The following is a 25048-nucleotide window of genomic DNA, read 5'->3' as shown; positions in this document are numbered from 1 at the left end:
TGACACTGGAAGTGACTCTGATCGCTCCAATCGCGATGGACGAAGGCCTGCGTTTTGCGATCCGTGAAGGCGGTCGTACTGTAGGCGCCGGCGTTGTAGCCAAGATTATTGAGTAATTCGCTGGGAGCGAATTATGACAGCCGGAGGCTGGCCCCCTTTGTTTTGTGAGGGGGTGAAGGGCAGGACGCCCGAAACAATAATCTGTCTGTGTAGTGTAGGAGGGGATCTTATCCGCGAGCCTGTATCGGCTGATACGGTGTTCGCGAAGAAGCTTCGCTCCTACAGCTAAAAAAGCCCGCTCCGTGCGGGCTTTTTTGAACTCCAGATAAGCCCTTCTGGCTTATTTCTCTAAGCGTGTTGACACGTCGCCTGACTCCCCCTACAATTCGCGTCCCCTATTATCTGGGGAAACCGCAAGCTCAAGCACATTAACTGGAGTTTGGTATGCAAAACCAACGAATCCGTATCCGTCTGAAGGCGTTCGACCATCGCCTGATCGATACTTCGACTCAGGAAATTGTCGATACGGCTAAGCGTACGGGCGCTCAGGTACGTGGTCCTATTCCACTGCCTACTCGTAAAGAGCGTTATACCGTTCTGGTTTCACCGCACGTTAACAAAGACGCGCGTGACCAGTACGAAATCCGTACGCACAAGCGCATGCTCGACATTGTTGAGCCTACAGAAAAAACTGTAGATGCGCTGATGAAACTTGATCTGGCTGCCGGTGTGGAAGTTCAGATCAGCCTCGGCTAATCCGTAAGGATTTGTCCTAAGGCTCTGTGTAACGCCCGTAATCTCTATTGAAACAAGGGCGGCCATAGCGGGTATCAGCCCCGTACACGAGAGGAAAACAACATGGCAATTGGTATTGTCGGTAAAAAAGCGGGTATGACCCGTGTATTTACTGAAGCAGGTCAATCTGTCGCTGTAACTGTACTGCAGGTGACGCCTAACCGCGTTACTCAGGTGAAAACACCTGAAACTGATGGCTACAGTGCTGTTCAGATTGCATTTGGCGAGAAGAAAGCGTCTCGCGTATCTAAGCCTCAAGCTGGCCAGTTTGCGAAAGCAAACGTTGAAGCTGGTAAGGGTCTTATTGAGTTCCGTACTGAGGAAGGTTTTGAGCTGGGTCAGGAATTGACCGTTGAACAGTTTGAAGCCGGTCAGAAAGTCGATGTGACTGGTACGACCAAAGGTAAAGGTTTCCAGGGTGGCGTTAAGCGCTGGAACTTCTCTACCCAGGATGCAACTCACGGTAACTCATTGTCTCACCGTGCGCCTGGCTCTATTGGCCAGTGTCAGACCCCGGGTCGCGTATGGAAAGGCAAGAAAATGGCAGGCCACATGGGTGCTGAAAAGCAGACTACCCAGATGCTGGAAATTGTTCAGGTTGATGCCGAGAACAATCTGCTGTTGATCAAAGGTGCTGTGCCAGGTGCGACTGGTTCCGAAGTAATTGTTAAACCAGCTGTAAAGGCTAAGGGGTAAGCAATGGAACTGAAAACGAATACTGGTGCAGCTGTAGCAGTCTCTGACGCTACCTTTGCTCGCGAATTCAACGAATCTCTGGTTCATCAGATTGTTACTGCATACCTTGCAGGCGGTCGCCAGGGTACTAAAGCTCAGAAAACCCGTTCTGAAGTAGCCGGTGGTGGTAAGAAGCCTTGGCGTCAGAAGGGTACTGGTCGTGCACGTGCTGGTACTGCAAGCTCTCCTATCTGGCGTTCAGGTGGTGTTACCTTTGCTGCTAAGCCACGTAACTACGAGCAGAAAGTAAACAAGAAGATGTATCGCGCTGCGATGCAGTCAATTCTGTCTGAGCTGGTTCGTCAGGAACGTCTGGTTGTAGCGGACGACTTCAAAGTTGACACTCACAAAACCAAAGATTTTGTGAAAAAGCTGAACGCGCTTGAGCTGAATAACGTTCTGATCGTGTCTGATGATGTCGATGAAAAGCTCTACCTGGCTTCACGCAACGTTCCACACGTTGGTGTGACCGAAGCAAGCAGTGTTGATCCAGTCAGCCTGATCGCTTTCGACAAGATCCTGGTAACCGTGCAGGCCCTTAAGAAACTTGAGGAGGCTTACGCATGAACCGTGAACGTATCTACAAAGTACTGGTAGCTCCTCACATTTCTGAGAAAGCGACCATCCTGGCAGATAAAGCTGGTCAGTACGTGTTCCGTGTAGCACCTGACGCAACTAAGCCAGAGATCAAAAAGGCTGTTGAAGCTCTGTTCGAAGTGAAAGTTCAGTCCGTACAGACCGTCAACATTAAAGGTAAGACCAAGCGTACCGCTCGCGGTATGGGTAAGCGTAACGACATCCGCAAAGCGTATGTACGTCTCGTGCCTGGTCAAGACATCGACTTCGCTGACGCGGAATAAGAGGAGCTTAAGTCATGGCATTGGTGAAAACTAAACCGACTTCAGCTGGCCGTCGTCATCTGGTTAAAGTCGTAAACAGCGAACTGCACAAAGGTAAGCCTTTTGCGGGTCTGCTGGAGAAGAAGTCAAAGAGCGGTGGCCGTAACAACAACGGTCGTATCACTACTCGTCACATCGGTGGTGGTCACAAGCAGCATTACCGTATCGTTGACTTCAAGCGTAACAAAGATGGTGTTCCTGCTGTTGTTGAGCGTCTGGAATACGATCCGAACCGTAGCGCAAACATCGCCCTGCTGAAGTACTCAGACGGTGAGCGTCGCTACATCCTTGCACCTAAAGGTCTGACTGCAGGTGACGAGGTTGTTTCAGGTGAACACGCGCCTATTAAACCAGGTAGCGCTATGCCACTGCGTAACATTCCAGTGGGTAGTACTGTTCACAACGTTGAGTTGAAGCCAGGTAAAGGCGGCCAGATGGCTCGTTCTGCCGGTGCATCTGCTCAGCTGGTTGCCCGTGAAGGTACCTACTGCACACTGCGTCTTCGTTCAGGCGAAATGCGTAAAGTGCTGTCAGATTGCCGCGCAACACTGGGTGAAGTTGGTAACTCTGAACACTCTCTGCGTGAGCTGGGTAAAGCTGGTGCTTCCCGCTGGCGTGGTATCCGTCCGACCGTCCGCGGTGTGGTAATGAACCCTGTCGATCACCCACACGGTGGTGGTGAGGGTCGTACCTCTGGTGGTCGTCATCCGGTTACTCCTTGGGGTGTTCCGACTAAGGGTTACAAGACTCGTAAGAATAAGCGTACCGACAAGCTGATCGTACGCCGTCGTTCTGCGAAATAAATAGAGAGGATTGAACTGTGCCACGTTCATTGAAAAAAGGTCCATTTATCGACCACCACTTGATGAAAAAGGTAGAGACCGCTCTTGAGGCTAACGACAAGCGTCCGATCAAGACATGGTCTCGCCGTTCTACGATCTTCCCGGATTTCGTAGGACTGACGATCGCCGTACATAACGGCAAACAACACGTGCCTGTTTTCGTAACTGAAGACATGGTTGGTCATAAACTCGGCGAATTCGCGTTGACCCGTACCTACAAGGGTCACATTGCGGATAAGAAAGCCAAACGTTAAGGGGTGAATAGATATGTCTGAAGTAGCCGCTGTATTACGTGGTGCTCGCTTGTCTGCACAGAAAGGTCGCCTGGTTGTTGACAGCATCCGCGGTAAAAAGGTTGCCGAAGCACTGGATATCCTGAGCTTCAGCACCACTAAGGGTGCGGACCTGGTTAAGAAAGTGCTGGAGTCTGCCATCGCCAATGCTGAGCACAATAACGGTGCTGACGTCGATGAGCTGCGTGTTTCCACCGCATTCGTTGATGAAGGTATGACTATGAAGCGTATCCGTCCACGTGCTAAAGGCCGTGCGGACCGTATCTTCAAACGTACCTGTCACATCACTGTGAAAGTTTCAGAATAAGGAGTTGGTCAGATGGGTCAAAAAGTTCATCCAACCGGTATCCGTTTAGGTATCACTAAGGACCATAACTCGGTCTGGTATGCCGGTAAGGATAAGTACGCCGACAACCTGCTGGCTGACATCGCTGTTCGTTCTCTGATCGAAAAGCGTCTTGAAAAAGCTTCAGTGAGCAAGGTCGTTATTGAGCGTCCAGCGCAAAACGCCAAAGTTACTATTCACACTGCCCGTCCAGGCATTGTGATTGGTAAGAAAGGTGAAGACGTAGAAGTTCTGCGTAAAGATGTCAGTGAATTGATGGGTATTCCGGTACACATCAACATTGAAGAAGTTCGTAAACCGGATCTGGATGCCAAACTGGTAGCACAGAGCGTTGCAAACCAGCTTGAGCGTCGTGTGATGTTCCGTCGTGCTATGAAGCGCGCGGTGCAGAACGCAATGCGTGGCGGTGCGCAAGGTATCAAGATCCAGGTGGGCGGTCGTTTAGGTGGTGCTGAAATCGCTCGTTCAGAGTGGTACCGCGAAGGTCGTGTTCCTCTGCACACTCTGCGTGCAGATATCGATTACGCGACTTACGAAGCACACACTACTTACGGTGTTATTGGCGTGAAAGTCTGGATCTTCAAAGGTGAGATTCTGGGCGGTATCGAAGAAGTTCGTGAGCGCGCTAAGAACCAGGGTAAGAAAAAAGGCCGTTCATAAGGGGATTGAGTAATGTTGTTACCAAAACGTACCAAGTTCCGTAAAGTCCAGACCGGCCGTAACCGTGGTCTTGCCATTCGTGGCTCCAAGGTTAGCTTTGGTGAGTACGCACTGAAAGCTACTGGCCGTGGTCGTATGACTTCACGTCAGATCGAGGCAGCGCGTCGTGCGATGACTCGTAAAATTAAACGTGGTGGTAAAATCTGGATCCGCGTTTTCCCGGACAAGCCGATCACTGCGAAGCCTCTTGAGGTTCGTCAGGGTAAAGGTAAGGGTAACGTTGAATACTGGGTTTGCCAGATCCAGCCAGGCAAAGTCCTGTATGAGATGGAAGGTGTGTCGGAAGAACTCGCACGTGAAGCCTTCGCTCTGGCTGCCGCCAAACTGCCATTTGAAACACAGTTTGTTAAACGGACGGTGCTGTGATGAAAGCAAGTGAACTGAAAGAAAAGTCAGTAGCTGAGCTGCAATCTCAGCTTGAAGAACTGTTGGGCGAGCAATTCAAATTGCGTATGAGCAAAGCGACTAACCAGCTGGGTCAAACCCACCTGCTGCGCGAAACTCGTCGTGATATTGCCCGTGTAAAAACCGTGTTGGCCAGTAAGGCAGGTGAATGACCATGACTGAGAACACAAAAACTGCCCGCACATTGAGCGGTCGCGTTGTCAGCAACAAGATGGACAAGTCCGTGACTGTGCTGGTTGAACGCTTCGTGAAGCACCCGATCTATAAAAAGTTCGTGAAGCGCTCCACGAAAGTAATGGCACACGATGCCAACAACGAGTGTCAGATTGGCGACACCGTTACTGTAAAAGAGTCGCGTCCTATGTCTAAAAACAAGACTTGGGCGCTGGTATCAATCGACGAGCGCGCCGCCAAGGTTTAATACCGGGCGCACGTAGTTAGGAGCGATAGGCATGATCCAGACACAATCCATGCTTGACGTTGCCGACAACAGCGGCGCGAAGCGTGTTCAGTGCATTAAAGTACTGGGCGGCTCTCATCGTCGTTATGCCGGCATCGGTGACCTGATCAAGGTATCCGTAAAGGAAGCAATTCCACGCGGTAAAGTTAAGAAAGGCCAGGTGATGAACGCAGTTGTTGTTCGTACCCGTAAAGGCGTACGTCGTCCGGATGGTTCAATCATCCGTTTCGACACCAACTCTGCGGTACTGCTGAATGCGTCGAACGCACCAGTTGGCACACGTATCTTCGGCCCTGTGACTCGTGAACTGCGTTCTGAGCAGTTCATGAAGATCATTTCCCTTGCGCCTGAAGTGCTTTAAGGAGCAGTGAAATGTTGAAAATTCGCAGAAATGACGAAGTAGTTGTTATCGCCGGTAAAGACAAAGGCAAGCGCGGCAAGGTACAGAAGGTACTGGCTGACGGTCGTCTGATTGTCTCTGGCATTAACATGGTGAAAAAACACCAGAAACCAAACCCGTACCTGCAGCAGCCAGGCGGCATCGTTGAAAAAGAAGCCAGCATTCAGGTTTCTAACGTTGCGATCTGGAACCCTAAGACTGAGAAAGCTGACCGTGTTGGCTTCAAAGTTGAAGGCGAGAGCAAGGTACGTATCTTCAAATCTACTGGCGATCAAGTTGACGCCTGATAGGACTGGATACTGCTATGTCACGTTTAAAAGACCTGTACAAGAATGAAGTAGTAGCCAAGCTGACTGAAGAGTTTGGTTACAAAAACCCAATGGAAGTGCCGCGCGTTTCTAAAATTACCCTGAACATGGGTGTTGGTGAAGCGCTGGGTGACAAGAAGCTGATGGACAGCGCAGTTGCTGATATGGAAGCAATTGCCGGTCAGAAAGCGATCGTTACCAAGGCACGTAAATCAGTCGCGGGCTTTAAAGTCCGTGAAGGCTGGCCGATTGGCTGTAAAGTAACCCTGCGTCGTGACCGTATGTGGGAATTCATGGATCGCCTGGTAGACATCTCTCTGCCACGTGTGCGCGACTTCCGTGGTATTAACCCTAAGTCATTCGACGGTCGTGGTAACTACAGCATGGGTGTGAAGGAACAGATCATCTTCCCGGAAATTGAATACGATAAAGTAGACAAGGTTCGCGGTATGGATGTCACCATCACCACTACGGCTAAAACAAACGATGAAGGCCGCGCTTTGCTGAAAGCGCTGCAGTTCCCGTTCCGCAACTGAGGAGTGAATCATGGCCAAAATTAGCATGAAGCAGCGTGAGCTGAAGCGTGAAAAACTGGTTGCCAAGTTCGCTGCCAAGCGCGAAGAACTGAAAGCCATCATCAAAAACCCAGCGTCTTCTGATGAAGATCGCTGGAACGCACAACAGGCTCTGCAGCAGCTGCCACGTGATTCGTCACCAAGCCGTCTGCAGCGTCGTTGTCAGATGACAGGCCGTCCGCACGGCGTTTACCGTAAGTTCAAGCTGTCACGTATTAAACTGCGTGAAGAAGGCATGAAAGGTAACGTGCCAGGTCTGAAAAAAGCTAGTTGGTAAGCAATTCCCAACTCGTGTAGAATGCGCGCCTGATTTCAGGTGCGCTTCTCTTTACTCTGCCAAATCCTTGTTCTGCAATGCAGCTTGGATCGGCGGAGTATTGTCGTCTCAGGATTTTTTCCGGATGGGCATGGGGAGAGGGGCGCTGTACAACCGAGGAATATACAAATGAGTATGCAAGATACGTTGGCGGATATGTTCACCCGCATTCGTAATGCCCAGCAAGCTGGTCACACGAATGTAAGCATGCCGTCATCAAAAATTAAGAAGTCTGTGGCTCAGGTTCTCGAATCTGAAGGCTACATCGCTGGCTTCTCTGTCGATAGTGAGGTTAAGCCTACTATGACTATCGACCTGAAATACTACGAAGGCAAGCCGGTTATTGAGCGCATTCAGCGTGTTAGCCGTCCTGGTCTGCGTCAGTACCGTGGTACTACCGAGCTGCCTAAAGTAGAGGCTGGTCTGGGCGTTGCCATCGTTTCAACTTCGAAAGGCGTAATGACTGACCGCGCTGCCCGTGCTGCGGGTGTTGGCGGCGAAGTCATCGCGACCGTATTCTAAGGAGTCTATCGATGTCTCGCGTAGCAAAAGCTCCTGTCGCAATTCCAGCTGGCGTTGAAGTCAAGCTGGCTGACGACAAGATCACAATTAAAGGTAAGCAAGGTCAGCTTGAACTCGACGTTCACGCTTCTGTGGCAATCAGCCAGGAAGAGAACGAACTGAAGTTCGCGCCTAAGTCTGCCGACAAACAGGCTAACGCCCTCGCCGGTACTTTCCGGTCACTGGTTAACAACATGGTTACCGGTGTCAGCGTTGGTTTTGAGAAGAAACTGATTCTTCAGGGTGTTGGTTACCGTGCGAAAGCATCTGGTAAGACTCTGAATCTGTCACTGGGTTTCTCTCACCCTGTTGATTATGCACTGCCTGAAGGTGTAACTGCCGAAACCCCAAGCCAGACTGAAGTCGTTATCAAAGGTATCGACAAACAGCAGGTTGGTCAGGTTGCTGCTGAGATCCGTGGCTATCGTCCACCAGAGCCTTATAAAGGTAAGGGTGTTCGTTATGCTGATGAAAATGTGCGTCGTAAAGAAGCCAAGAAAAAGTAAGGGCTAGGCCATGAATGAGAAGAAAAAAGCTCGTCTGCGCCGTGCCGCGAAAACACGGACTAACATCCGTGACAAAGGCGCGGTACGTCTGTGCGTACACCGCACACCAAGACACATCTACGCTCAGGTCATTGCTGCTAACGGCGCAACCGTACTGGCAACTGCTTCTACTGTAGAAGCTGATCTGCGTAGCGAAATCACTGGTAATGTTTCTGCAGCTACCAAAGTTGGTCAACTGATCGCAGAGCGCGCGAAAGCGGCTGGCGTGACCAAAGTAGCGTTCGATCGTTCCGGTTTCAAATACCATGGTCGTGTTAAAGCTCTGGCTGACGCGGCTCGTGAAAGCGGCCTGGAATTCTAAGGGGTAGATCATGGCGAATAACGAACGTAACAACGAACGTAACGAAAGCGAACTGCAGGAAAAGCTGGTTCAGGTGAACCGCGTAGCCAAAGTAGTTAAAGGTGGTCGTATCTTCGCATTCACAGCTCTGACTGTGGTAGGCGATGGCAACGGTCGCGTTGGCTTTGGACGTGGTAAATCCCGCGAAGTACCAACTGCAATCCAGAAAGCAATGGAACAGGCTAAGCGCAACATGATCGACGTCCAGCTGGACGGTTCGACTCTGCAGTACCCGGTTAAGGCCGTGCACTCAGGTTCGCGCATCTTCATGCAGCCTGCATCTGAAGGTACCGGTATTATTGCCGGTGGTGCGATGCGTGCCGTTCTGGAAATGGTTGGTGTTAAAAACGTACTGGCCAAGTGCTATGGCTCAACTAATCCGGTGAACGTAGTTCGCGCGACCTTTAATGGTCTGGCGCAGATGAAATCACCAGAGCAGGTTGCAGCGAAGCGTGGCAAGTCAGTTGAAGACATTCTGGGGTAATCTGACATGGCTAAGAAAACCGTAAAAGTTACCCAGACCCGCAGTACTATTGGCAAATTGCCAAAGCACCGCGAGACCATGAAAGGTCTGGGCCTGCGTCGTATTGGTCACACTGTTGAGCTGGAAGATACTCCTTCTGTGCGCGGCATGATCAATCAAGTTCAATACATGGTTAAGGTAGAAGGGGAGTAATATGCGTCTCAACGAATTGAGCCCGGCTCCTGGTTCTAAGCCTACTGCTAAGCGTGTTGGTCGTGGTATCGGTTCTGGTCTGGGTAAGACCGGCGGCCGTGGTCACAAAGGTCAGAAATCACGTTCTGGCGGTAAAGTAGCTCCAGGCTTCGAAGGCGGTCAGATGCCAATCCACCGTCGTCTGCCTAAGTTCGGCTTCACTTCACGTCAGGCACAGTACGTTGCTGAGATTCGTCTCAACGAACTGACTCTGGTTGAAGGTGAAACTGTCGATCTGGCAGCGCTGAAAGCTGCTGACGTAATTGGCGAGAAAATTAAACAGGCTCGCGTAATTCTGTCTGGCGAAATCAGCAAAGCTGTGACCGTTAAAGGTCTTAAAGTTACTAAAGGCGCTAAAGCTGCTATTGAAGCAGCGGGTGGTAAGGTCGAAGACTAATGGCTAAGCAAGGCTCACTCCCGGCAGGGATGCAGAACGGAATGGGCGAGCTTTGGGCTCGCATCCGTTTTGTGATTCTGGCAATTATTGTATATCGCATTGGTACCCATATTCCGGTACCAGGGATGAATCCAGAGGCACTCGAGAGATTGTTTGATCAGAACCAGGGCACGATCCTGGAGATGTTCAATATGTTCTCTGGTGGTGCTTTGGAGCGTATGAGTATTCTCGCGCTGGGTATCATGCCCTACATCTCTGCGTCGATTATCATGCAGTTGCTTACCGCGGTGAGCCCACAGCTTGAGCAGCTTAAGAAAGAAGGTGAGGCGGGGCGTCGTAAGATTACCCAATACACCCGTTACGGAACTGTACTCCTGGCAACTCTTCAGGCCTTCGGTGTATCCGCAGGTCTGGCGAGCCAGGGTGTAACCTTTTCAACCGGTCCAGATTTTTATATCGCAGCTATCCCGTCATTCGTGGCTGGTGCGGTATTCATGATGTGGCTGGGCGAGCAGGTAACTGAGCGCGGCATCGGTAACGGTATTTCTATTCTTATTTTTGCCGGTATTGTGGCCGGTCTGCCATCAGCATTGGCACAAGCGTTCGAATCTGCCCGTACGGGTGAGGTGAACATCGCTCTGTTGCTCGGTATTGCTGTGCTTGCAGTTGCGGTAATCGCGTTTGTCGTGTTCGTAGAACGTGGTCAGCGCCGGATTACTATAAACTATGCTAAGCGACAGCAGGGTCGTCAGGTGTTTGCTGCTCAAACCAGCCACCTGCCGCTTAAGCTGAATATGGCAGGCGTAATTCCAGCGATCTTTGCTTCATCACTGCTGCTGTTCCCGGCCTCTCTCGGTCAGTGGTTCGGTCAGGGTGAAGGTGTGATGGCTGAATATCTTCAGGACTTCAGCATGCTGCTGGCCCCTGATAAGCCGCTCTATCTGTTGCTGTTCTCTGCAGGCATCATCTTCTTCTGCTACTTCTACACCGCGTTGATGTTTAATCCGCGTGAAGTGGCTGAAAACCTGAAGAAGTCTGGTGCATTTATCCCGGGTATCCGCCCAGGTGTGCAGACTGCAAACTACATCGACACAGTACTGGGTCGCCTGACACTGTTCGGCTCTCTGTACATCACCGCTGTATGTCTGCTGCCTCAGCTGCTGGTTATTGGTGCCGACGTGCCGTTCTACTTCGGTGGCACCTCGCTGCTGATTGTGGTCGTCGTCGTGATGGATTTCATGGCTCAGGTTCAATCGCACCTGATGTCTCATCAGTATGAATCTCTGATGAAGAAGTCTAATTTACATCAATATGGTACTCGCCGATAAGGCGTGCACCGTATACAGGAGAACGTCATGAAAGTACGTGCATCTGTAAAGAAAATCTGCCGTGAATGCAAAATCATTCGCCGTAACGGCAGTGTGCGAGTGATCTGTACAGATCCTAAGCACAAACAGCGTCAGGGCTAATCCTCTGACGAGTCAGGTCAATCCTGACAAGGCCGGGTGGCTGAAATCAGGTCGCTTGCTTTTTAAGCAGGCGACCTGTAGTATTCGCCGCCCTTTCATTAAGTAAGTGTAACGGAGTTAGACATGGCCCGTATTGCCGGTGTCAACATTCCTGACAACAAGCATGCAGTTATTTCTCTGACCTATGTCTATGGCATTGGTAAGACGACTGCGAAGCAGATTTGTGCCTCTACTGGCATCGCTGAAGACACCAAAATTGGTGACCTGAGCGAAGATCAGCTCGATGTTGTTCGTAACGAAGTAGGTAAGTTCACAGTTGAAGGTGATCTGCGTCGCGAGACTCAGATGAACATCAAGCGTCTGATGGACATGGGTTGTTTCCGTGGTATCCGCCACCGTCGCAGTCTGCCACTTCGTGGTCAGCGTACTAAAACTAATGCACGTACCCGTAAGGGTCCGCGCAAGCCGATCCGTAAGTAATTTATTACCCGGATCTGCTCTTTTAGTGTAGCTGCATTCGACTTGTTGCAGTGTTGATATTAAAAGCAGGATTTAAAAATGGCTAAGCCACAAAGATCAACGAAGAAAAAAGTTAAAAAGACGGTCGTCGATGGCATCGCGCACATCCACGCCTCTTTTAACAATACTATCGTGACCATCACTGACCGCCAGGGTAACGCTCTCTCATGGGCAACCGCAGGTGGTTCAGGTTTCCGTGGTTCACGTAAGAGCACGCCGTTTGCCGCACAGGTTGCTGCAGAACGTGCAGGAGAAGCCGCTAAAGAGTACGGCCTGAAGAATCTGGATGTAGAGGTCAAAGGCCCTGGTCCAGGTCGTGAATCAGCTGTTCGTGCCCTGAATGCATGTGGATACAAGATCACTAACATCACTGATGTTACTCCGATCCCACATAACGGCTGTCGTCCACCTAAGAAACGTCGCGTATAAGGAGGCTCAATAATGGCACGTTATATTGGTCCTAAGTGTAAGCTCGCGCGTCGTGAAGGAACTGACCTGTTCCTGAAAAGTGGCGTCCGTGCTCTGGACACAAAATGTAAATTAGAAACCAAGCCTGGCGTTCATGGCGCTGGTCGTGGTCGTCTGTCTGACTACGGTCTGCAGCTTCGTGAGAAGCAGAAAGTCCGTCGTCTCTATGGCATCCTCGAGAAGCAGTTCCGTAGCTACTACAAAGAAGCTGCTCGTCGTAAAGGTGCAACCGGTGAAAACCTGCTGCAGCTGCTGGAATCACGTCTGGATAACGTTGTTTATCGTATGGGCTTTGGTTCTACCCGTGCTGAAGCACGTCAGCTGGTGTCTCACAAAGCAATCACTGTTAATGGTCAGTCCGTTAACATTCCTTCCTTCCAGGTTAAAGGCGGTGATGTGGTAGCTGTCCGTGAGAAGTCAAAGTCTCAGGATCGCATCAAGACTGCACTCGATCTGGCTGGTCAGCGTGCTGACTGCGGTTGGATTGATGTGAATGCCGGCAAGATGGAAGGAACTTTTAAAGCAGTTCCTGAGCGCGCTGATCTCCCAGCAGAGATCAACGAAAACCTCATCGTGGAACTTTACTCTAAGTAATAGAGGAACTTAAGGGGCAGCTATGCAGCGTGCAGTGAATGAATTTTTGACACCTCGTAACATCCAGGTGGACGAAGTATCCGGTACCCATGCCAAGGTAACACTTGAGCCGCTGGAGCGTGGTTTTGGTCATACTCTGGGTAACGCGTTACGTCGTATCCTGCTGTCGTCTATGCCAGGCGCAGCAATCACCGAATGTGAAATCGAAGGTGTACTCCATGAGTACAGCGCTATCGACGGCGTTCAGGAAGATGTAATTGAAATCCTGCTGAACCTCAAAGGTGTAGCGGTCAAATTACATGAACGTGACGAGGCGAACCTGACTCTGACCAAAGTTGGTCCGGGTACAGTGACAGCTGCTGATATTCAACTGGATCATGGTGTTGAAATTGCCAACCCAGATCACGTCATTGCCCACCTGGGTGAAGGCGCTGAACTGAAAATGACCCTTCGGATCGATTCAGGTCGTGGTTACGAGACTGTTGAAGCTCGCAATCAGAACGATGAAGAGACCAAGGCGATTGGCAAACTGCAGCTCGATGCAACTTACAGCCCGGTTAAACGTGTTTCTTACAGCGTCGAAAGCGCTCGTGTAGAACAGCGTACTGACCTGGATAAGCTGATCATCGATCTGGAGTCTGATGGCACTATCGATCCGGAAGAAGCAATCCGTCGTTCCGCGACCATCCTGCAGCAGCAGTTGGCTATCTTCGTTAACCTCGAGAACGACGAAGTCGTTGAACAGGTTCGTGAAGAAGAAGAGATCGATCCGATTCTCCTGCGTCCAGTGGACGATCTGGAGCTGACCGTTCGCTCTGCTAACTGTCTGAAGGCTGAAAACATCTACTACATTGGTGATCTGATCCAGCGCACAGAAGTTGAGCTGCTGAAGACACCTAACTTGGGTAAGAAGTCTTTGACCGAAATCAAAGACGTTCTCGCATCACGCGGACTGTCGTTGGGTATGCACCTTGAGAACTGGCCACCTGCCAGTCTCCGCAACGACGACAAAGTTCTTGCGTAAGTAGTGAAGGAATAAAACCATGCGTCATCGTAAAAGTGGTCGCCACTTCAATCGCACAAGCTCACACCGTCAGGCTATGTTTAAAAACATGGCTGTGAGCCTGTTCGAGCATGAAATCATCAAGACTACTGTGCCTAAGGCGAAGGAGCTGCGTCGTGTAGCTGAGCCACTGATCACCCTTGCTAAGGTTGATTCAGTTGCTAACCGTCGTCTGGCCTTTGCTCGCACTCGCAGCAAAGAAGCAGTAGGTAAACTGTTTACTGATCTTGGTCCTCGTTACCAGAACCGCCCTGGCGGCTACATTCGTATTATGAAATGTGGCTTCCGTGCCGGTGACAACGCGCCTATGGCGTTCGTTGAACTGGTTGACCGTCCTGTTGTTGAAGCAGAAGACGTAGTCACAGAAGACTAAGCTGATGTACTTCAGTTTAAAGAAACCCGCCTAGTGCGGGTTTTTTTGTAGGCGAATACCCTATCAAAACAAAAGCATAATACGAATGATTCGCCTTTACGATAAGGTCTCCAATCGTTAGAATCACTGCCGTTCTTATGGTGCAGACTGATTGCGCCTGAGTTTTAACTTCTCACTGAAGGCAGTAAATATGTTTAGTATTCGCACTCCACTTGCGGCCGCGATCCTGGCCACCACACTCTCTCAGCTCGTGTACGCCGAGGAAAGTTCTTCGGATCAGTCGGTAGAACTTGATGCTGTTTCAATTACTGCGGCTCGGGACGATCGGGTTTCTAAGGGCGCAATCGGCCTGCCACTCTCTCTCAAAGAGACACCTCAGTCGATTACGATTCTCGATGACGAAGCAATGGATCTTTACGACGCGTCTGGAACCAATGATGCGTTAAAAATGATGAACGGTATTGATGTTCAGGAATATGAAACAAATCGTACCTCATATAATGCACGAGGCTTTGAGATTCAGCTGACGCAGGTAGACGGTCTGGGTACCGGTAACGATTACGGTACCGTTCTGGGACAGCAGGACACTTTCTTGTTTGAACGTATTGAGTTGGTCAGGGGTGCGAATGGACTGTTAACCGGTGTTGGTAATTCATCCGGTACGATTAACTATGTGCGTAAGCGTCCGACTAATGAGGACGAAGCGGAAATTCTGTTTACGCTAGGTTCTTATAATCAGGTGCGTCTGGGCGTAGACGGTAACAAGGTGCTTACGAGTGATGGTCGCTGGGCTGGCCGTGTTGTCGCGGTTCAGGAAAACAAGAACTCCCACATTCGGGATCTTGAAACCCGTCGTACTTCTCTCTACTGGGTAGTTGATGGCCAGGTTGGTAGTAACGGCATTCTGACCTTCGGTTCAAGTTTCCAGAACAGCGAGCAGGATTCACCGATGTGGGGATCTCTTACGCTTAATTACGCTAATGGCGGTTATGCTGACTTTGATGTTTCGTCTTCGCCTTCTGCTGACTGGACCTACTGGAATTCGAAAAGCCGGAACATGTTCGTTGAGTACCTTCATGACCTCGGATCTGGTTGGGAAGCCAAAGCCAGCGTTCATGCAAACAGCTACGATGGTCAGAGTCGCCTTCTGTACGCTTACACCCTCGGCGGCGGCTTGAATGACGACAACACAGGGTTGGTGGGTTGGCCTTACGCTGGCTATACAGAAAAGTCGTCTCTCGTATTTGATGTGAACCTCTCTGGTGAGTTTGAAGCCTTCGGTAATTATCACAGTGTTCTCGTGGGTGTCAGCCAGATTGAAGATGAAAATACGACGTACAACCGTCCCGTACTGTCTGGCGGTTTTCTTCCATATCCAGCGTTTGACGACTATGACGGCGATGATTACCCAGAGCCGGAATTCGGCTTAAAAGAGAAACGCGGAGACGGTGAAAAATCACTGAGTCGTTTTTATGCTTCATCACGATTCGGTCTTTCCGATACGCTTAATCTAATCGCGGGTGTTAACGTTATTAAACTGAAGCGAGAGGGCAGCTCTATCTATGGTTCTACCACAGAGAGCACTTATTACCCGGACCTTGAAGAAGCCAGCCCTTATGCAGGACTGACGTGGGATGTCAGTGACGACTTTACCACTTATGTTTCTTATTCTGATATTTATCAGAATCAGGATAACGGCGACATCAACGGTGACTATCTTGATCCAATGAAGGGTGTGAACTATGAGGCTGGAGCAAAAGCCGAGTTCTTCAATGATCGTGTTCTCGCAACCTTTGCGGTATTCAAGGCAGGGCAGCAAGGGGTAGCGATTGTTGGTGGCCAACGTGAGGATACGACAACCTACTACGTACCAGCCGACGTAAATTCGAAAGGCTTTGAAGCAGAGATCGCCGGTGAGGTAACAGAGGAGTCTAATCTGGCCGTTGGTGTTACTCGTCTTCGTGTTACTGATGATAGTGGCGATAACACGTCTACCTGGATTCCTCGCACTGTATGGAAGGCGCGTTACGATTCGGTATTGCCGTTTGCACCGGCGGTACGTCTGGGCGCGAAGGCTACCTGGAAGTCTGATGCCTACAAAGAAAATGAAAACAAGCAGGACGCTTACATGGTGGTGGATACATTCGCAGCTTATACGTTCAATGATCAGGCGAAGCTGAAACTTAACGTAGATAATATTCTGAATGAGAAGTACGTGACGGGTATTCAGTCAGGTGCTATCTATGGTGCCCCGCGTAATGCGAACCTGACCTTCAATTACTCGTTCTGATTCAGTCGATGTAACAATAAAGAATGCTGTACTGGGCTAGCCTCAGTACAGCATTTTTTATGCAGGTTTACTGGCGCAAAAACTCGCCGATTCTATACACAGCTTTCTTTGACGGTTTCAGGAAGGCGGCGTGGAACTGGAATACATGCCACATACCTTCAGAAACCTGAAGTGTGACGTCGACCCCCGCCTCCTTCATTGCGCTCTCAGCACGGGTTGAGTCGGACAGCAGAATTTCATCAGATCCTACCTGAATCAGCGTACGCGGATATCCGCTCATGTCCCCAAACAGGGGAGATAACCCCGGTTCGTCTTTTGCTGTACTGGCGGCATACATTTCAGCTGATGAAGTCAGCCATAAAGGGTGCAGCATAGGATCGATTTTCCTGTTGCTGTCGATGGTCGGCCCGCTACAGGTCAGGTCGCACCAGGGGGACATTAACACCATAGCATTGGGCTGGGCATAGTCAGTTTTGCTGATTGCTTCGGCTAATGCCATCGCCAGGCCACCGCCAGCGGAGTCACCCATGATGACGATATCCTGATGACGCGACAGGAGATCTGTATAGGCTGCTAAGGCATCATCAAGCGCTGCGGGGTAGGGAGCCTCAGGGGCAAGCCTGTAATCAAGAATAAAGGCCTCACGCTCAGTGCTACGCGCGATACGGGCAACCATTTCCCTGTGGCTGTCTGGTGAGCCAGTGCAATAAGCTCCCCCGTGCAAATACAGGATGGCACCGTGGCAGGGCGTTGGTGTCAGACGGCGTGTTGGGATACCGGCAAGCTCGGTATGGGATTCTTTTATTCCCCCCGGCATCGGCGTAAAGCGCAGCAGGTCGAGCCGTTTACGCTGAGTGGTGACCGGAACCCTGGGGTTCAGCTGCGATTTGACGGTCAGAGTGACCAGCCGACGCATAACAGACTGCATGATCGACATGTTATGTACCTCAAAAAAAGAGCGGGCAACCCTGAAACAGGGGCCCGCTTAAATTGGGTGCCGCTATGAAGTGGCGATCATGAACATGGCAGATGCCAATGACTTTTACTCTACGCCTGGCCTCGGTAAACAGGGGCAAGGCGCGGTAAAGAAGGGTCAGGCATTCATCATGAAATGTCGTCACTCCACAAGAAGCAGACTTAATCCCGGCCAGTAAGTAATGATCAGAACGGTTGCCAGCAGAATAAAGAAGAACGGCAAGGTCGCTCGATATAACGTCATTACTGGTTTATTAAAACGGAAACTCGCAATAAACAGGTTCATCCCGACCGGAGGAGTAAAGTATCCAAGCTGCATATTTGCCAGGAACAGTATGCCCAGGTGAATCGGGTGGATTCCGTACTGTACCGCAATTGGCAGAATAATCGGAATCATGATCACGATGGCAGAAAAAATATCCAGCATCATGCCGAGAATCAGCAGGAAGATGGTCAGCAACAACAGGAAAGTGAAACCGTCTGTGACGTGTGCCTGAATCGTATCAAAGACTTTTTCAGGGACGCCTGCATCAATCATGTAGTTGGTTGATGCCAGTGATACTGCCAGGATCAGGAGGATAGCACCAACCAGCTTCATTGAGTCTCGCATCACTACAGGTAGCTGAGTAAAGGTAATTTCCCGGCGGATAATCACGGTAACTATCAGTACATAGAAGGCAGTGATGGCTGCTGCTTCAGAAACGGCGAAGAAGCCGCCGTAGATGCCACCCAGAACGACAAACGGCAGGGGAATTTCCCATGCGCTGTCTTTGATAGCTGCCCAGGCTTCAGCGCGATCGAAGGTGTGATTCGACTTTGGCAGGTGACGCGATTGCCATGCGCTGTACATCGACAGTGCGGTGAGCATCAATAAGCCCGGCAGAATACCAGCAAGGAAGAGGTCATCGATGCTGACAGGCGTCTCCAGCGACATCTGTTGGGCAATCACACCGTACAGAATCAATGGTAGTGACGGCGCAAACAGTAGGCCGAGAGAGCCTGACGTAGTTACCAGGCCGAGGTTGAAGTTCTCCCGATAACCGGCTTTCTTGAGCGCTGGAACGAGTAATGCACCCAGAGCGACGATGGTAACGCCCGATGCGCCGGTAAACGCCGTAAAGAGCGCACAGGCTGCCAGAGCGACAATGGCCAGCCCGCCGGGCATCCAGCCAAGAAAGGCATCTGTAATGCGCACCAGTCGTTGAGGCGCCTTGCTTTCACCCATCAGGTAACCAGCAAAGGTAAATAGCGGAATAGCAATCAGAACCGGCATTTCGGCAACCCGGTAAATCTCAACCGCCATCACCTGGAGATCGACCTCGGTCTGAAAGAACCCCCACATGGCTGATGCGGCAATCACAGCAAACAGAGGGGCACCCGCCAGTGCAAGTAACAGCAGGAGTGCCGTAACGAGAATACTCATGCAGTCAGTTCCTTACCGGTCGCAGCGGCGATGCCCTGAATGAAAAAACGCAGGCCCATTAAACCAAATGTAAACGGAATGATGAGTTGCAGCGGCCAGGCTGGGATATCGGCGAAGGCAATATCCTGAAATTCAAAAGCAAGTTGTACATACTGTCCTGAGTACCAGCCAACCAGGCCGCAGACGATAGCGGCGAACAACAGAGTGACGGTTGAAGCGATACGGTTCAGTGTCGGGCCGCCCAGCTTAGATATCAGGTCGATGCTGATATGTTCACGCGAGCGGGTGGCGAGTAACGCACCAAGCAGGCCAATCCAGAGCACCATGACGCGCAACAGGGGCGGAATCCATGAGACACCACCGCCAAAAATTGAGCGGGCCAGAATGTCGTAGCCCGCGAGAATAATCATCGCGAGCAGAAGCAAGACCAGCACGCTGTCTTCAAGACGGTGCAGCCACTGAACCAGTCGTTTCATTAAGGCTCCTGACGCATCTCTTCAAGACGTTGCTGTAAACGCTTAAAGACTTCAACAGGATAAATCTCTTTGCTTGCCAGTTCGTCGACAACGCCAGTCGCCAGTTCTTCCCAGGCTTGCTTGTCTTCTTCTGACAGTTCAACAAACTCGATACCATTCTGAGCGAGTGCATCGCGGGCGCCGGCTTCGTCTTTTTCGTTCTGAGCATCCATGGAGGCAAAGGCTTCGGCCATAATGCGTTTAACGACTGCTTGATCTTCGGTGCTGATTTTACGGAATGCTTTCTGATCAACGATGATGGTGCCGGTCAGGAACAGCAGCGGGAAGTCGGTCACGTAGTTCACTTTGGTGTGCCACTGCAGGGCGATGGCTGAGGAGGCATTTACTACGATGGTATCGATCAGGCCTGTTTGCAGGCTGGTATAAACATCAGAGAGAGGCAAGGAAATCGGTTCAACACCACCGTTCTCGAACGTAGTTTCACCGATCAGATCGCCTTCAGGTACCCATACTTTCTGTTTGCGGGCATCGTCAGACGTACGGATAGGTTCATCAGACATCATGTAAGCAAAGCCCGCTTCAGAAATCCCCAGAACAACGTAACCTTTTTTCGCCAGCTCGCTGACAATGTAGGGATCAAACTCTTCGCGGATAGCACGTACTTCTTCCAGTGTACGGAAAGTAAAGGGCAGGTTATAAAGCTGAGAGGCCGGTGAAATATTAATCAGTGAGCCGGTCGCAACGGCGCCGCCCTGAAGCTGGCCAATGCGCATTTTACGCAGAACACTTTTATCGCTGCCCTGAACGCCACCCGGGAAGTACTTAATTTTTACCCGGCCTTCAGTTTCCGTTTTGATGTCAGCAGCGGCCTGACGCATTACTTTCATCCAGCTGGTGCCGTCGGGCGCCAGCGTGGCTATTTTCAGTGTGGCGGCGTGTGCAGCTGGGGCAAGCAAGCTGCCCAGCAGCAGGAGGAATGCAAAAATTCTCATAGTCATCTCACTCAAAGTAGTCGGCGGATTCTGCTAGTAAACGGTCAGCCTGACGCTGGGCCAGACGGTTAATAAGTGTCAGCCCTTCGGCATAAGGGTCTGCGTCAATGACCTGCTGAAGCAGATCATCGTGAAGTTCCTGCTCGAACATAAGGCGGGCATACTGTTTGGCATAAAGTACTTTCGCCATCAGGTGCTTACCGTCGCTCAGGGCGATGGCTTTCTCGAAATGCGCTTTACCGATCTCCGGCTTACCGCCAACCGACGGAGGTAATTGAGTCGTCAGTACGCCCAGGTATACCTGAACCGTGGCGTTGTCATAGCCCTCATCGTAGCTTTCAACCCACTCCATCAGATTCTTTACTTTGCTCACCTGGGCAATCGCGTTCCAGTCGCTGTTATTAGCCTGTATCCAGCCTGCCCAGGCGGCGCCGTAGGCGTAGAAAATATCGACATCGTCTTCGTCGTAATTCAGAGCCAGGCCTTTTTTCAGTTCGTCGGCTGGGCCATCAACGAGATCACAGGCATCGCTGTCGTACTCACACAATGCGCGCCTGGCGTATTCCAGCGCCTTGTCTGCCATCGATTGTGCCTGAACTTCGTCCTGAGCGAAGACGCCAGCGTAAGCACCGTAGAGTTGCGCGCCGGCCAGCAGGAATCGTTCGTTTTCAGGGTAAGTAAGGATCAGTGCATCCAGCATCAGCAGGTACGCTGGGGCGCCGTCTGCAACGACTTCCGGGTCGTCCTGATTAAGCATCGCACGAGACAGATTGTCAGGCAGCTGGGTCACAGAGCATGCACCCAGCAGAAGAGAAAGTGCGAGAACGGTAATTGATTTCATGGTGCCGTCGCCAAAAAAGTGTGTGGCGATTGTACACTGGCCAGTGGGTGGTTTCACCCGCTGGCGTTCAGACTTCGGCCATGTAGCGAAGCGGCGTTGCCTGTTGCACTGAACGCAAACCGAAATCGATTCCAATGCCGCGCAGAATTTCCCAGACGACGTCATTCTCACTGTGCTCGGCGATGGTCTTTTTCGCCATAAACTGGGCGATTTCCTGAATCGATTTGATCAGGGCATAGTCGGCGGAGCTTGAGTGCAGGCCGTCGATGAAGTTTCGGTCAATTTTCACAAAGTCGACCGGAAGTGCTTTCAGGAAATTGTATGACGACTGTCCCGTACCGAAGTCAGAGAGTACGAACTTACAACCGAGTTTCCGGACCTCATGCATAAAGTCAGCAGCATCGGTCAGGTCGTGAATAGTGGCGGTTTCATTAAGCTCGAAACACAGTTTCTCAACAGGAACATCATGTTCGCGAGACTGCTCGGTCAGGAACTCGAGTAAGTTGTCATCGCTGAATGCGCGTCCGGATAAGCGGATGATGAAGCGTTCAATGGTTCTGGCTGTCTCTGCATTATCGTTAATCCAGGCAAGCACCTGATCGATGACCCAACGATCAATGTCGTACATGCGGTTGTAATTCTGAGCAGCTTGCAGAAATTCCTGTGGTGGTACGTCGAGCCCGTCATCTCCATCGACTGCAATTGTCACTTCATATTGAAGGATACCTTTAAACCGCGCCTGAATAGGGTCAACAGGTACGCAGAGTATATGCAGCGCATCGGCTTCCAGCGCTTTGCTCAGACGGTTGCCCCAGCTCATAAAGAGCTCGTGGCGCTCTCGTGATGCATCGTCGTACTGGTAACGGACAATCCTGCTGGAGCCTTTTTCTTTTGCCAGCTGGCTTGCGATTTCTGCGCGTTCGAGTAAGTCGGCGGCATCGGCGATGTCCGCGGATAAGGTCGCGAGCCCGATACTCACTGTCATATGGAGTGCATCATCGGTACCATCAATTTTCACCTTCTCGACCTGAGCAGATACCAGGCGAGCGCTTGCCTCTGCCTGCTCGAGATCATGCTTTTCCAGTAACACTGCAAACTCATTACTGCCAACGCGTGAGCAGAGCGCTTCCGGATAGGCTTCCTGTAGAATCGTCGCCAATGTCTGCAAGCAGGTATCGCCCAGTTCTACGCCATAGTTCTTATTGATCAGCTTGAACTGATCAATGTTAATCATTGCCAGCGTATGCCCAGACGCACTTTTCTGTGCATCGGCAACGGAGTTGGCCAGCAAGCTGAGGAAGTGCTGTCGGTTAATCAGACCTGTCAGTGGGTCGGTGTTCGCCTGTGCAGAGAGGTCGGAATAAATCTGTTGCACCAGTTTATCGATACTCTGATCGACCGGCGTTTCTTCCTGCTCATAAATCCGCTTGATTGTGCCGTCTTCCATGGCGCGGGCAAGCTCGTTAAACCGATAGTCGTGTACGCGCATCCCGGTATGGTTTACGCATGCATAGCGGGTCTGATCTGCGGCGATCCAGGCAACAGAGACAGACTGACCCGATGAAGTGAGAAGGAGGAGATCACCTACCTGCAGAGTCAGCACGCGACGGGCCCCTTTGCCGGTCACGGTTTCTTCTTCTTCTTCCGGTTCATTGTATTCCGGCAGGTCGATGCCCTGTCCGAGATCGCCTTCTTCCAGGTGCAGTCGCGCGGCTTCCATGATTTCTTTGTACCACTGCTCATGCTGAGGAAGCGGACCGTTCAGCTGGTCGAGTTCAGAGCGTGCGAGATTGAGCAGGGGCGTGAATTTTTCCATCAGGTCTGAGCGGCCAGCATTTTTCTGACCGAACAGAATGATGACCTGACGATAGAGTTTTACGGCACCTTTAAAACGCGCACTGTCGGGGCCTTCTCTGAGCAGTAACAGGCATAGCATTTGTTGCCAGCCTTCCTGCAACCAACGGATTACGCATTCAGGCAGAGTTCGCCCTGAAGTGTCGTGGCCAATTAATGCATTGACGCGTTTGTGCGCCATATAGAGCCGATATTCACCCTCGGCAGCCTCGGCAACCCGGTCGGTGTTCTGGCGTACCTTGCGCTCGGCCGTGCCTACCAACACCTGAAGATTCTCGACCAGCTCTTCCATCTGGCGTGGCTCGCCGCCCGGATTCTCCAGAATCGGCGTGATCATTTCTTCGAGGGCCGCTTTGACACGTTTCTGGCCAGAGCTGGTTATTTTCCCGAGTCGCCCAAGGAGGTTAAAAATCAACCGGCCGGGGTGCTGCGGGTTAAACAGCAGCGATGGGTCTTCCAACATCAGGCGCAGCAACGGCCAACCAAGTTGTTCGACGCTTGGCTTAACGAACTCCGCCATACTTGGGTTATTGAGCAGGTTGCGTGTTACCTGTTCAACGGTATCGATGGCATGACGCGTATCTTCCGGGAGACTTTTGTCCTGTTCGGCGAGTTGCTGTTCCAGTTGCTCAAGAATGTTCTGGTCACTCAGCGGCGTACTGGTATCGAGTGAGTCCACAACTTCGGAAACAGCTTCCGGTTTGGCGGCGGGAAGGCTGTTCGTCTGACCGTTAGCTTCCGCTTCTTTTTTCAGTCTCAGTGTCAGCAGCTGCTGGATGTTGGCGTAGGCCTGTTGCGCTTCACCCTGGTGGCGCTCGAAGTCGAACATAGAGTCGCCCCGGCGACCGGGATCAGAGCGACGGTTGTGCTGAACATCACCTTCCTGCGCAGCGGCTGTTGTCGATGCTGCATTATTCTCTGCCGCGCTCGCTACCGACTCCTCAATAACGACCGTTTTTGCTTTGCGGTAGCGGAAGGTAATAGGGATATTAATCTGACGGATACAGGCCTGATAGGTAGCCTTTAACAGACCAACAGTGGCTTTCTCAAAACTTTCAAACGCGAGTTCGCGTGCTTCGTGAGGTAATTCCAGTACATCGATGCAGTCGCGGAAGCCTTCTGTAACGGTGTTCGGACCAATCGGATTAAAGCAGTCTGATACATTCGCGGATGACAAAGTATCCAGAAGTTGTCTGAGTTCAAAGCTCTCCTGACTCAGGAATGACTGCAAGTGTGAGGCCGTTACTTTCGCCATCAGCCAGTCTTCGAAATCACTCTGCCGCACCAGTGACAAGGCGACCGCGCCCTCGTACTCGTCGCTTTCGTCAGTCAGCTTTGGTTCGCCTGCCAGCCAGCGCTGCAATTGATGCTCAAGAATCTGGCTGAAACGCTCATAAAACTCTTCGGCCTTCGAGCGGATCTTTGACTCCAGTTTCATCCACAACTGTTGCTCCGCCGTGTTGCGGGCAAAGTCTGCTTTGCCGTACGTCGCCTCAATGAACTCAGGCAGCCATTGGCGCGGTAAGCGTTCAATGAGGATGTTGGCTTCGTGGCCAAAAATATCGCGATAGCGGTTTCGCTGTTCGCTGGGCAACCCCTCGCCTGCACGGGTCTGATTGTATTCCTGCATATCAAGGAACAACTGGCCACCCGCTTGGTGAACGCGCACACCCAGAGCGCCGGGCTCCTGATGAACCAGATCGACTTCGGCTTTGACGGGGGTGCTCAGTTGCAACTCCAGCAGCATGGGTTCATGCTGCTCGGGTATAGGCTGGTGGGGCCAGTGGATACGCATGCCAGCGTGAGAGTAGTCCTGTATCAGGCACTCATAGCCACTTCCGTCGTTCAGAACCAGCCGTGCATTTACCTGGCTTGAAAAACGCGGATGCTTCCTTGATTCACTGGTCATACTGTTCCTGATCCTTTAAACCCAGCTGTGCGTATATCGAACAGTCTAGCGAGATATGGCCTGAAAGGTAATAGGTTGATTCTCTGTTGGCCCGCGACCTGGATCAATATCCATTCAGGCCTCTATGGC

At 51.3% G+C, this 25048-nt stretch carries 36 protein-coding genes; 30 read left to right on the top strand and 6 right to left on the bottom strand.

The genetic code is table 11. The annotated features are described in order from the left end of the window. The 30 genes from AC5E51_RS15055 to AC5E51_RS14910 all read left to right on the top strand — a co-directional run. Positions 1–116: EF-Tu C-terminal domain-related protein (locus AC5E51_RS15055; protein ID WP_490364192.1), on the top strand; the 116-nt coding region annotated here is incomplete at its 5' end. A gap of 328 nt (positions 117–444) precedes the next feature. After that, positions 445–756, top strand: coding sequence for a 30S ribosomal protein S10 (rpsJ, locus tag AC5E51_RS15050; protein WP_068443270.1), 312 nt, complete (start codon positions 445–447; stop codon positions 754–756). Positions 757–858: 102 nt separating this feature from the next. Beyond that, a complete protein-coding gene (gene rplC, locus AC5E51_RS15045) occupies positions 859–1491 on the top strand; it encodes a 50S ribosomal protein L3 (protein WP_068438473.1) in 633 nt (210 codons plus the stop codon). 3 nt (positions 1492–1494) lie between these two features. Beyond that, the gene (gene rplD / locus AC5E51_RS15040; protein WP_068438476.1) at positions 1495–2097 is read left to right on the top strand and encodes a 50S ribosomal protein L4; all 603 of its coding nucleotides are present in this window, start codon (positions 1495–1497) and stop codon (positions 2095–2097) included. Further along, a complete protein-coding gene (gene rplW / locus AC5E51_RS15035) occupies positions 2094–2390 on the top strand; it encodes a 50S ribosomal protein L23 (protein ID WP_076517283.1) in 297 nt (98 codons plus the stop codon). Before rplD ends, rplW begins: the two co-directional genes overlap by 4 nt. Before the next feature lie 14 nt (positions 2391–2404). Beyond that, positions 2405–3232, top strand: coding sequence for a 50S ribosomal protein L2 (gene rplB, locus AC5E51_RS15030; RefSeq protein WP_068443273.1), 828 nt, complete (start codon positions 2405–2407; stop codon positions 3230–3232). Positions 3233–3249: 17 nt separating this feature from the next. Further along, a complete protein-coding gene (gene rpsS / locus AC5E51_RS15025; protein ID WP_068443276.1) occupies positions 3250–3525 on the top strand; it encodes a 30S ribosomal protein S19 in 276 nt (91 codons plus the stop codon). Between the two features lie 13 nt (positions 3526–3538). Next, a complete protein-coding gene (gene rplV, locus AC5E51_RS15020) occupies positions 3539–3871 on the top strand; it encodes a 50S ribosomal protein L22 (RefSeq protein ID WP_076517284.1) in 333 nt (110 codons plus the stop codon). A gap of 12 nt (positions 3872–3883) precedes the next feature. Continuing rightward, the gene (gene rpsC, locus AC5E51_RS15015; protein ID WP_068438036.1) at positions 3884–4570 is read left to right on the top strand and encodes a 30S ribosomal protein S3; all 687 of its coding nucleotides are present in this window, start codon (positions 3884–3886) and stop codon (positions 4568–4570) included. 12 nt (positions 4571–4582) lie between these two features. Beyond that, positions 4583–4996: a 50S ribosomal protein L16 gene (gene rplP, locus AC5E51_RS15010; RefSeq protein WP_068443279.1), complete on the top strand. Its 414-nt coding sequence runs from the start codon at positions 4583–4585 to the stop codon at positions 4994–4996. Then, on the top strand, positions 4996–5187 hold the full coding sequence (rpmC, locus tag AC5E51_RS15005) for a 50S ribosomal protein L29 (RefSeq protein ID WP_068443280.1): 192 nt from the start codon (positions 4996–4998) through the stop codon (positions 5185–5187). The genes rplP and rpmC overlap by 1 nt, the downstream gene beginning before the upstream one ends. Positions 5188–5189: 2 nt before the next feature. After that, positions 5190–5456, top strand: a complete 267-nt coding sequence (gene rpsQ / locus AC5E51_RS15000; RefSeq protein ID WP_068443283.1) for a 30S ribosomal protein S17 — start codon at positions 5190–5192, stop codon at positions 5454–5456. A 31-nt stretch (positions 5457–5487) separates the two neighbouring features. Continuing rightward, positions 5488–5856 (top strand): 50S ribosomal protein L14, encoded by a 369-nt coding sequence (rplN, locus tag AC5E51_RS14995; protein WP_068438793.1) that lies wholly within the window; start codon positions 5488–5490, stop codon positions 5854–5856. 11 nt (positions 5857–5867) lie between these two features. Continuing rightward, positions 5868–6182, top strand: coding sequence for a 50S ribosomal protein L24 (rplX, locus tag AC5E51_RS14990; protein ID WP_068443291.1), 315 nt, complete (start codon positions 5868–5870; stop codon positions 6180–6182). Between the two features lie 17 nt (positions 6183–6199). Further along, entirely contained in the window at positions 6200–6739 is a 540-nt protein-coding gene (gene rplE / locus AC5E51_RS14985) for a 50S ribosomal protein L5 (protein ID WP_068443294.1), read from the top strand. Positions 6740–6749: 10 nt separating this feature from the next. Beyond that, complete coding sequence (rpsN, locus tag AC5E51_RS14980) at positions 6750–7055, top strand: 30S ribosomal protein S14 (RefSeq protein ID WP_068443297.1); 306 nt, start codon at positions 6750–6752, stop codon at positions 7053–7055. 168 nt (positions 7056–7223) lie between these two features. Beyond that, positions 7224–7616, top strand: coding sequence for a 30S ribosomal protein S8 (gene rpsH / locus AC5E51_RS14975; RefSeq protein ID WP_068443069.1), 393 nt, complete (start codon positions 7224–7226; stop codon positions 7614–7616). 11 nt (positions 7617–7627) lie between these two features. Beyond that, complete coding sequence (gene rplF / locus AC5E51_RS14970; protein ID WP_068443067.1) at positions 7628–8161, top strand: 50S ribosomal protein L6; 534 nt, start codon at positions 7628–7630, stop codon at positions 8159–8161. A gap of 10 nt (positions 8162–8171) precedes the next feature. Beyond that, positions 8172–8522, top strand: a complete 351-nt coding sequence (gene rplR, locus AC5E51_RS14965; RefSeq protein WP_068443064.1) for a 50S ribosomal protein L18 — start codon at positions 8172–8174, stop codon at positions 8520–8522. A gap of 10 nt (positions 8523–8532) precedes the next feature. Beyond that, positions 8533–9045 carry a 30S ribosomal protein S5 gene (rpsE, locus tag AC5E51_RS14960; RefSeq protein WP_068443062.1) on the top strand — a complete coding sequence of 171 codons (513 nt, stop codon included), beginning with the start codon at positions 8533–8535 and terminating at the stop codon, positions 9043–9045. Between the two features lie 6 nt (positions 9046–9051). Continuing rightward, entirely contained in the window at positions 9052–9237 is a 186-nt protein-coding gene (gene rpmD / locus AC5E51_RS14955; protein WP_068443059.1) for a 50S ribosomal protein L30, read from the top strand. A 1-nt stretch (position 9238) separates the two neighbouring features. Continuing rightward, entirely contained in the window at positions 9239–9673 is a 435-nt protein-coding gene (gene rplO / locus AC5E51_RS14950) for a 50S ribosomal protein L15 (protein ID WP_068443054.1), read from the top strand. After that, positions 9673–11001 (top strand): preprotein translocase subunit SecY, encoded by a 1329-nt coding sequence (gene secY, locus AC5E51_RS14945; RefSeq protein WP_068443300.1) that lies wholly within the window; start codon positions 9673–9675, stop codon positions 10999–11001. Before rplO ends, secY begins: the two co-directional genes overlap by 1 nt. Before the next feature lie 27 nt (positions 11002–11028). After that, a complete protein-coding gene (gene rpmJ, locus AC5E51_RS14940; protein WP_068440836.1) occupies positions 11029–11142 on the top strand; it encodes a 50S ribosomal protein L36 in 114 nt (37 codons plus the stop codon). Between the two features lie 123 nt (positions 11143–11265). Next, positions 11266–11622, top strand: coding sequence for a 30S ribosomal protein S13 (gene rpsM / locus AC5E51_RS14935; protein WP_068440841.1), 357 nt, complete (start codon positions 11266–11268; stop codon positions 11620–11622). A gap of 78 nt (positions 11623–11700) precedes the next feature. Next, positions 11701–12090, top strand: a complete 390-nt coding sequence (gene rpsK / locus AC5E51_RS14930; RefSeq protein WP_068443303.1) for a 30S ribosomal protein S11 — start codon at positions 11701–11703, stop codon at positions 12088–12090. 12 nt (positions 12091–12102) lie between these two features. After that, on the top strand, positions 12103–12723 hold the full coding sequence (gene rpsD / locus AC5E51_RS14925) for a 30S ribosomal protein S4 (protein ID WP_068441860.1): 621 nt from the start codon (positions 12103–12105) through the stop codon (positions 12721–12723). Between the two features lie 22 nt (positions 12724–12745). Beyond that, positions 12746–13747: a DNA-directed RNA polymerase subunit alpha gene (locus tag AC5E51_RS14920; protein WP_068443306.1), complete on the top strand. Its 1002-nt coding sequence runs from the start codon at positions 12746–12748 to the stop codon at positions 13745–13747. A gap of 19 nt (positions 13748–13766) precedes the next feature. Continuing rightward, positions 13767–14159 carry a 50S ribosomal protein L17 gene (gene rplQ, locus AC5E51_RS14915; protein WP_068443309.1) on the top strand — a complete coding sequence of 131 codons (393 nt, stop codon included), beginning with the start codon at positions 13767–13769 and terminating at the stop codon, positions 14157–14159. A 190-nt stretch (positions 14160–14349) separates the two neighbouring features. Beyond that, positions 14350–16449: a TonB-dependent siderophore receptor gene (locus AC5E51_RS14910; RefSeq protein WP_491778771.1), complete on the top strand. Its 2100-nt coding sequence runs from the start codon at positions 14350–14352 to the stop codon at positions 16447–16449. Between the two features lie 67 nt (positions 16450–16516). Here AC5E51_RS14910 and AC5E51_RS14905 read toward each other — a convergent pair whose 3' ends face one another. The 6 genes from AC5E51_RS14905 to AC5E51_RS14880 form a co-directional block, all read right to left on the bottom strand. After that, complete coding sequence (locus AC5E51_RS14905) at positions 16517–17386, bottom strand: alpha/beta hydrolase (protein WP_068442838.1); 870 nt, start codon at positions 17384–17386, stop codon at positions 16517–16519. A 180-nt stretch (positions 17387–17566) separates the two neighbouring features. Further along, positions 17567–18847, bottom strand: coding sequence for a TRAP transporter large permease (locus AC5E51_RS14900; protein ID WP_068443312.1), 1281 nt, complete (start codon positions 18845–18847; stop codon positions 17567–17569). Beyond that, positions 18844–19323, bottom strand: coding sequence for a TRAP transporter small permease (locus AC5E51_RS14895; RefSeq protein WP_301376593.1), 480 nt, complete (start codon positions 19321–19323; stop codon positions 18844–18846). The genes AC5E51_RS14900 and AC5E51_RS14895 overlap by 4 nt, the downstream gene beginning before the upstream one ends. Continuing rightward, positions 19323–20315, bottom strand: coding sequence for a TRAP transporter substrate-binding protein (locus AC5E51_RS14890; protein WP_301376594.1), 993 nt, complete (start codon positions 20313–20315; stop codon positions 19323–19325). The genes AC5E51_RS14895 and AC5E51_RS14890 overlap by 1 nt, the downstream gene beginning before the upstream one ends. Positions 20316–20322: 7 nt before the next feature. Then, positions 20323–21156, bottom strand: a complete 834-nt coding sequence (locus AC5E51_RS14885; RefSeq protein WP_301376595.1) for a TRAP transporter TatT component family protein — start codon at positions 21154–21156, stop codon at positions 20323–20325. Between the two features lie 67 nt (positions 21157–21223). Then, a complete protein-coding gene (locus tag AC5E51_RS14880) occupies positions 21224–24919 on the bottom strand; it encodes a DUF1631 family protein (RefSeq protein ID WP_491778770.1) in 3696 nt (1231 codons plus the stop codon). Positions 24920–25048: the final 129 nt, after the last annotated feature.

This window comes from Thalassolituus sp., assembly GCF_984348125.1.
Note: the sequence above shows the minus strand (reverse complement) of the source record. Positions and strands in the feature narration are given on the sequence as shown.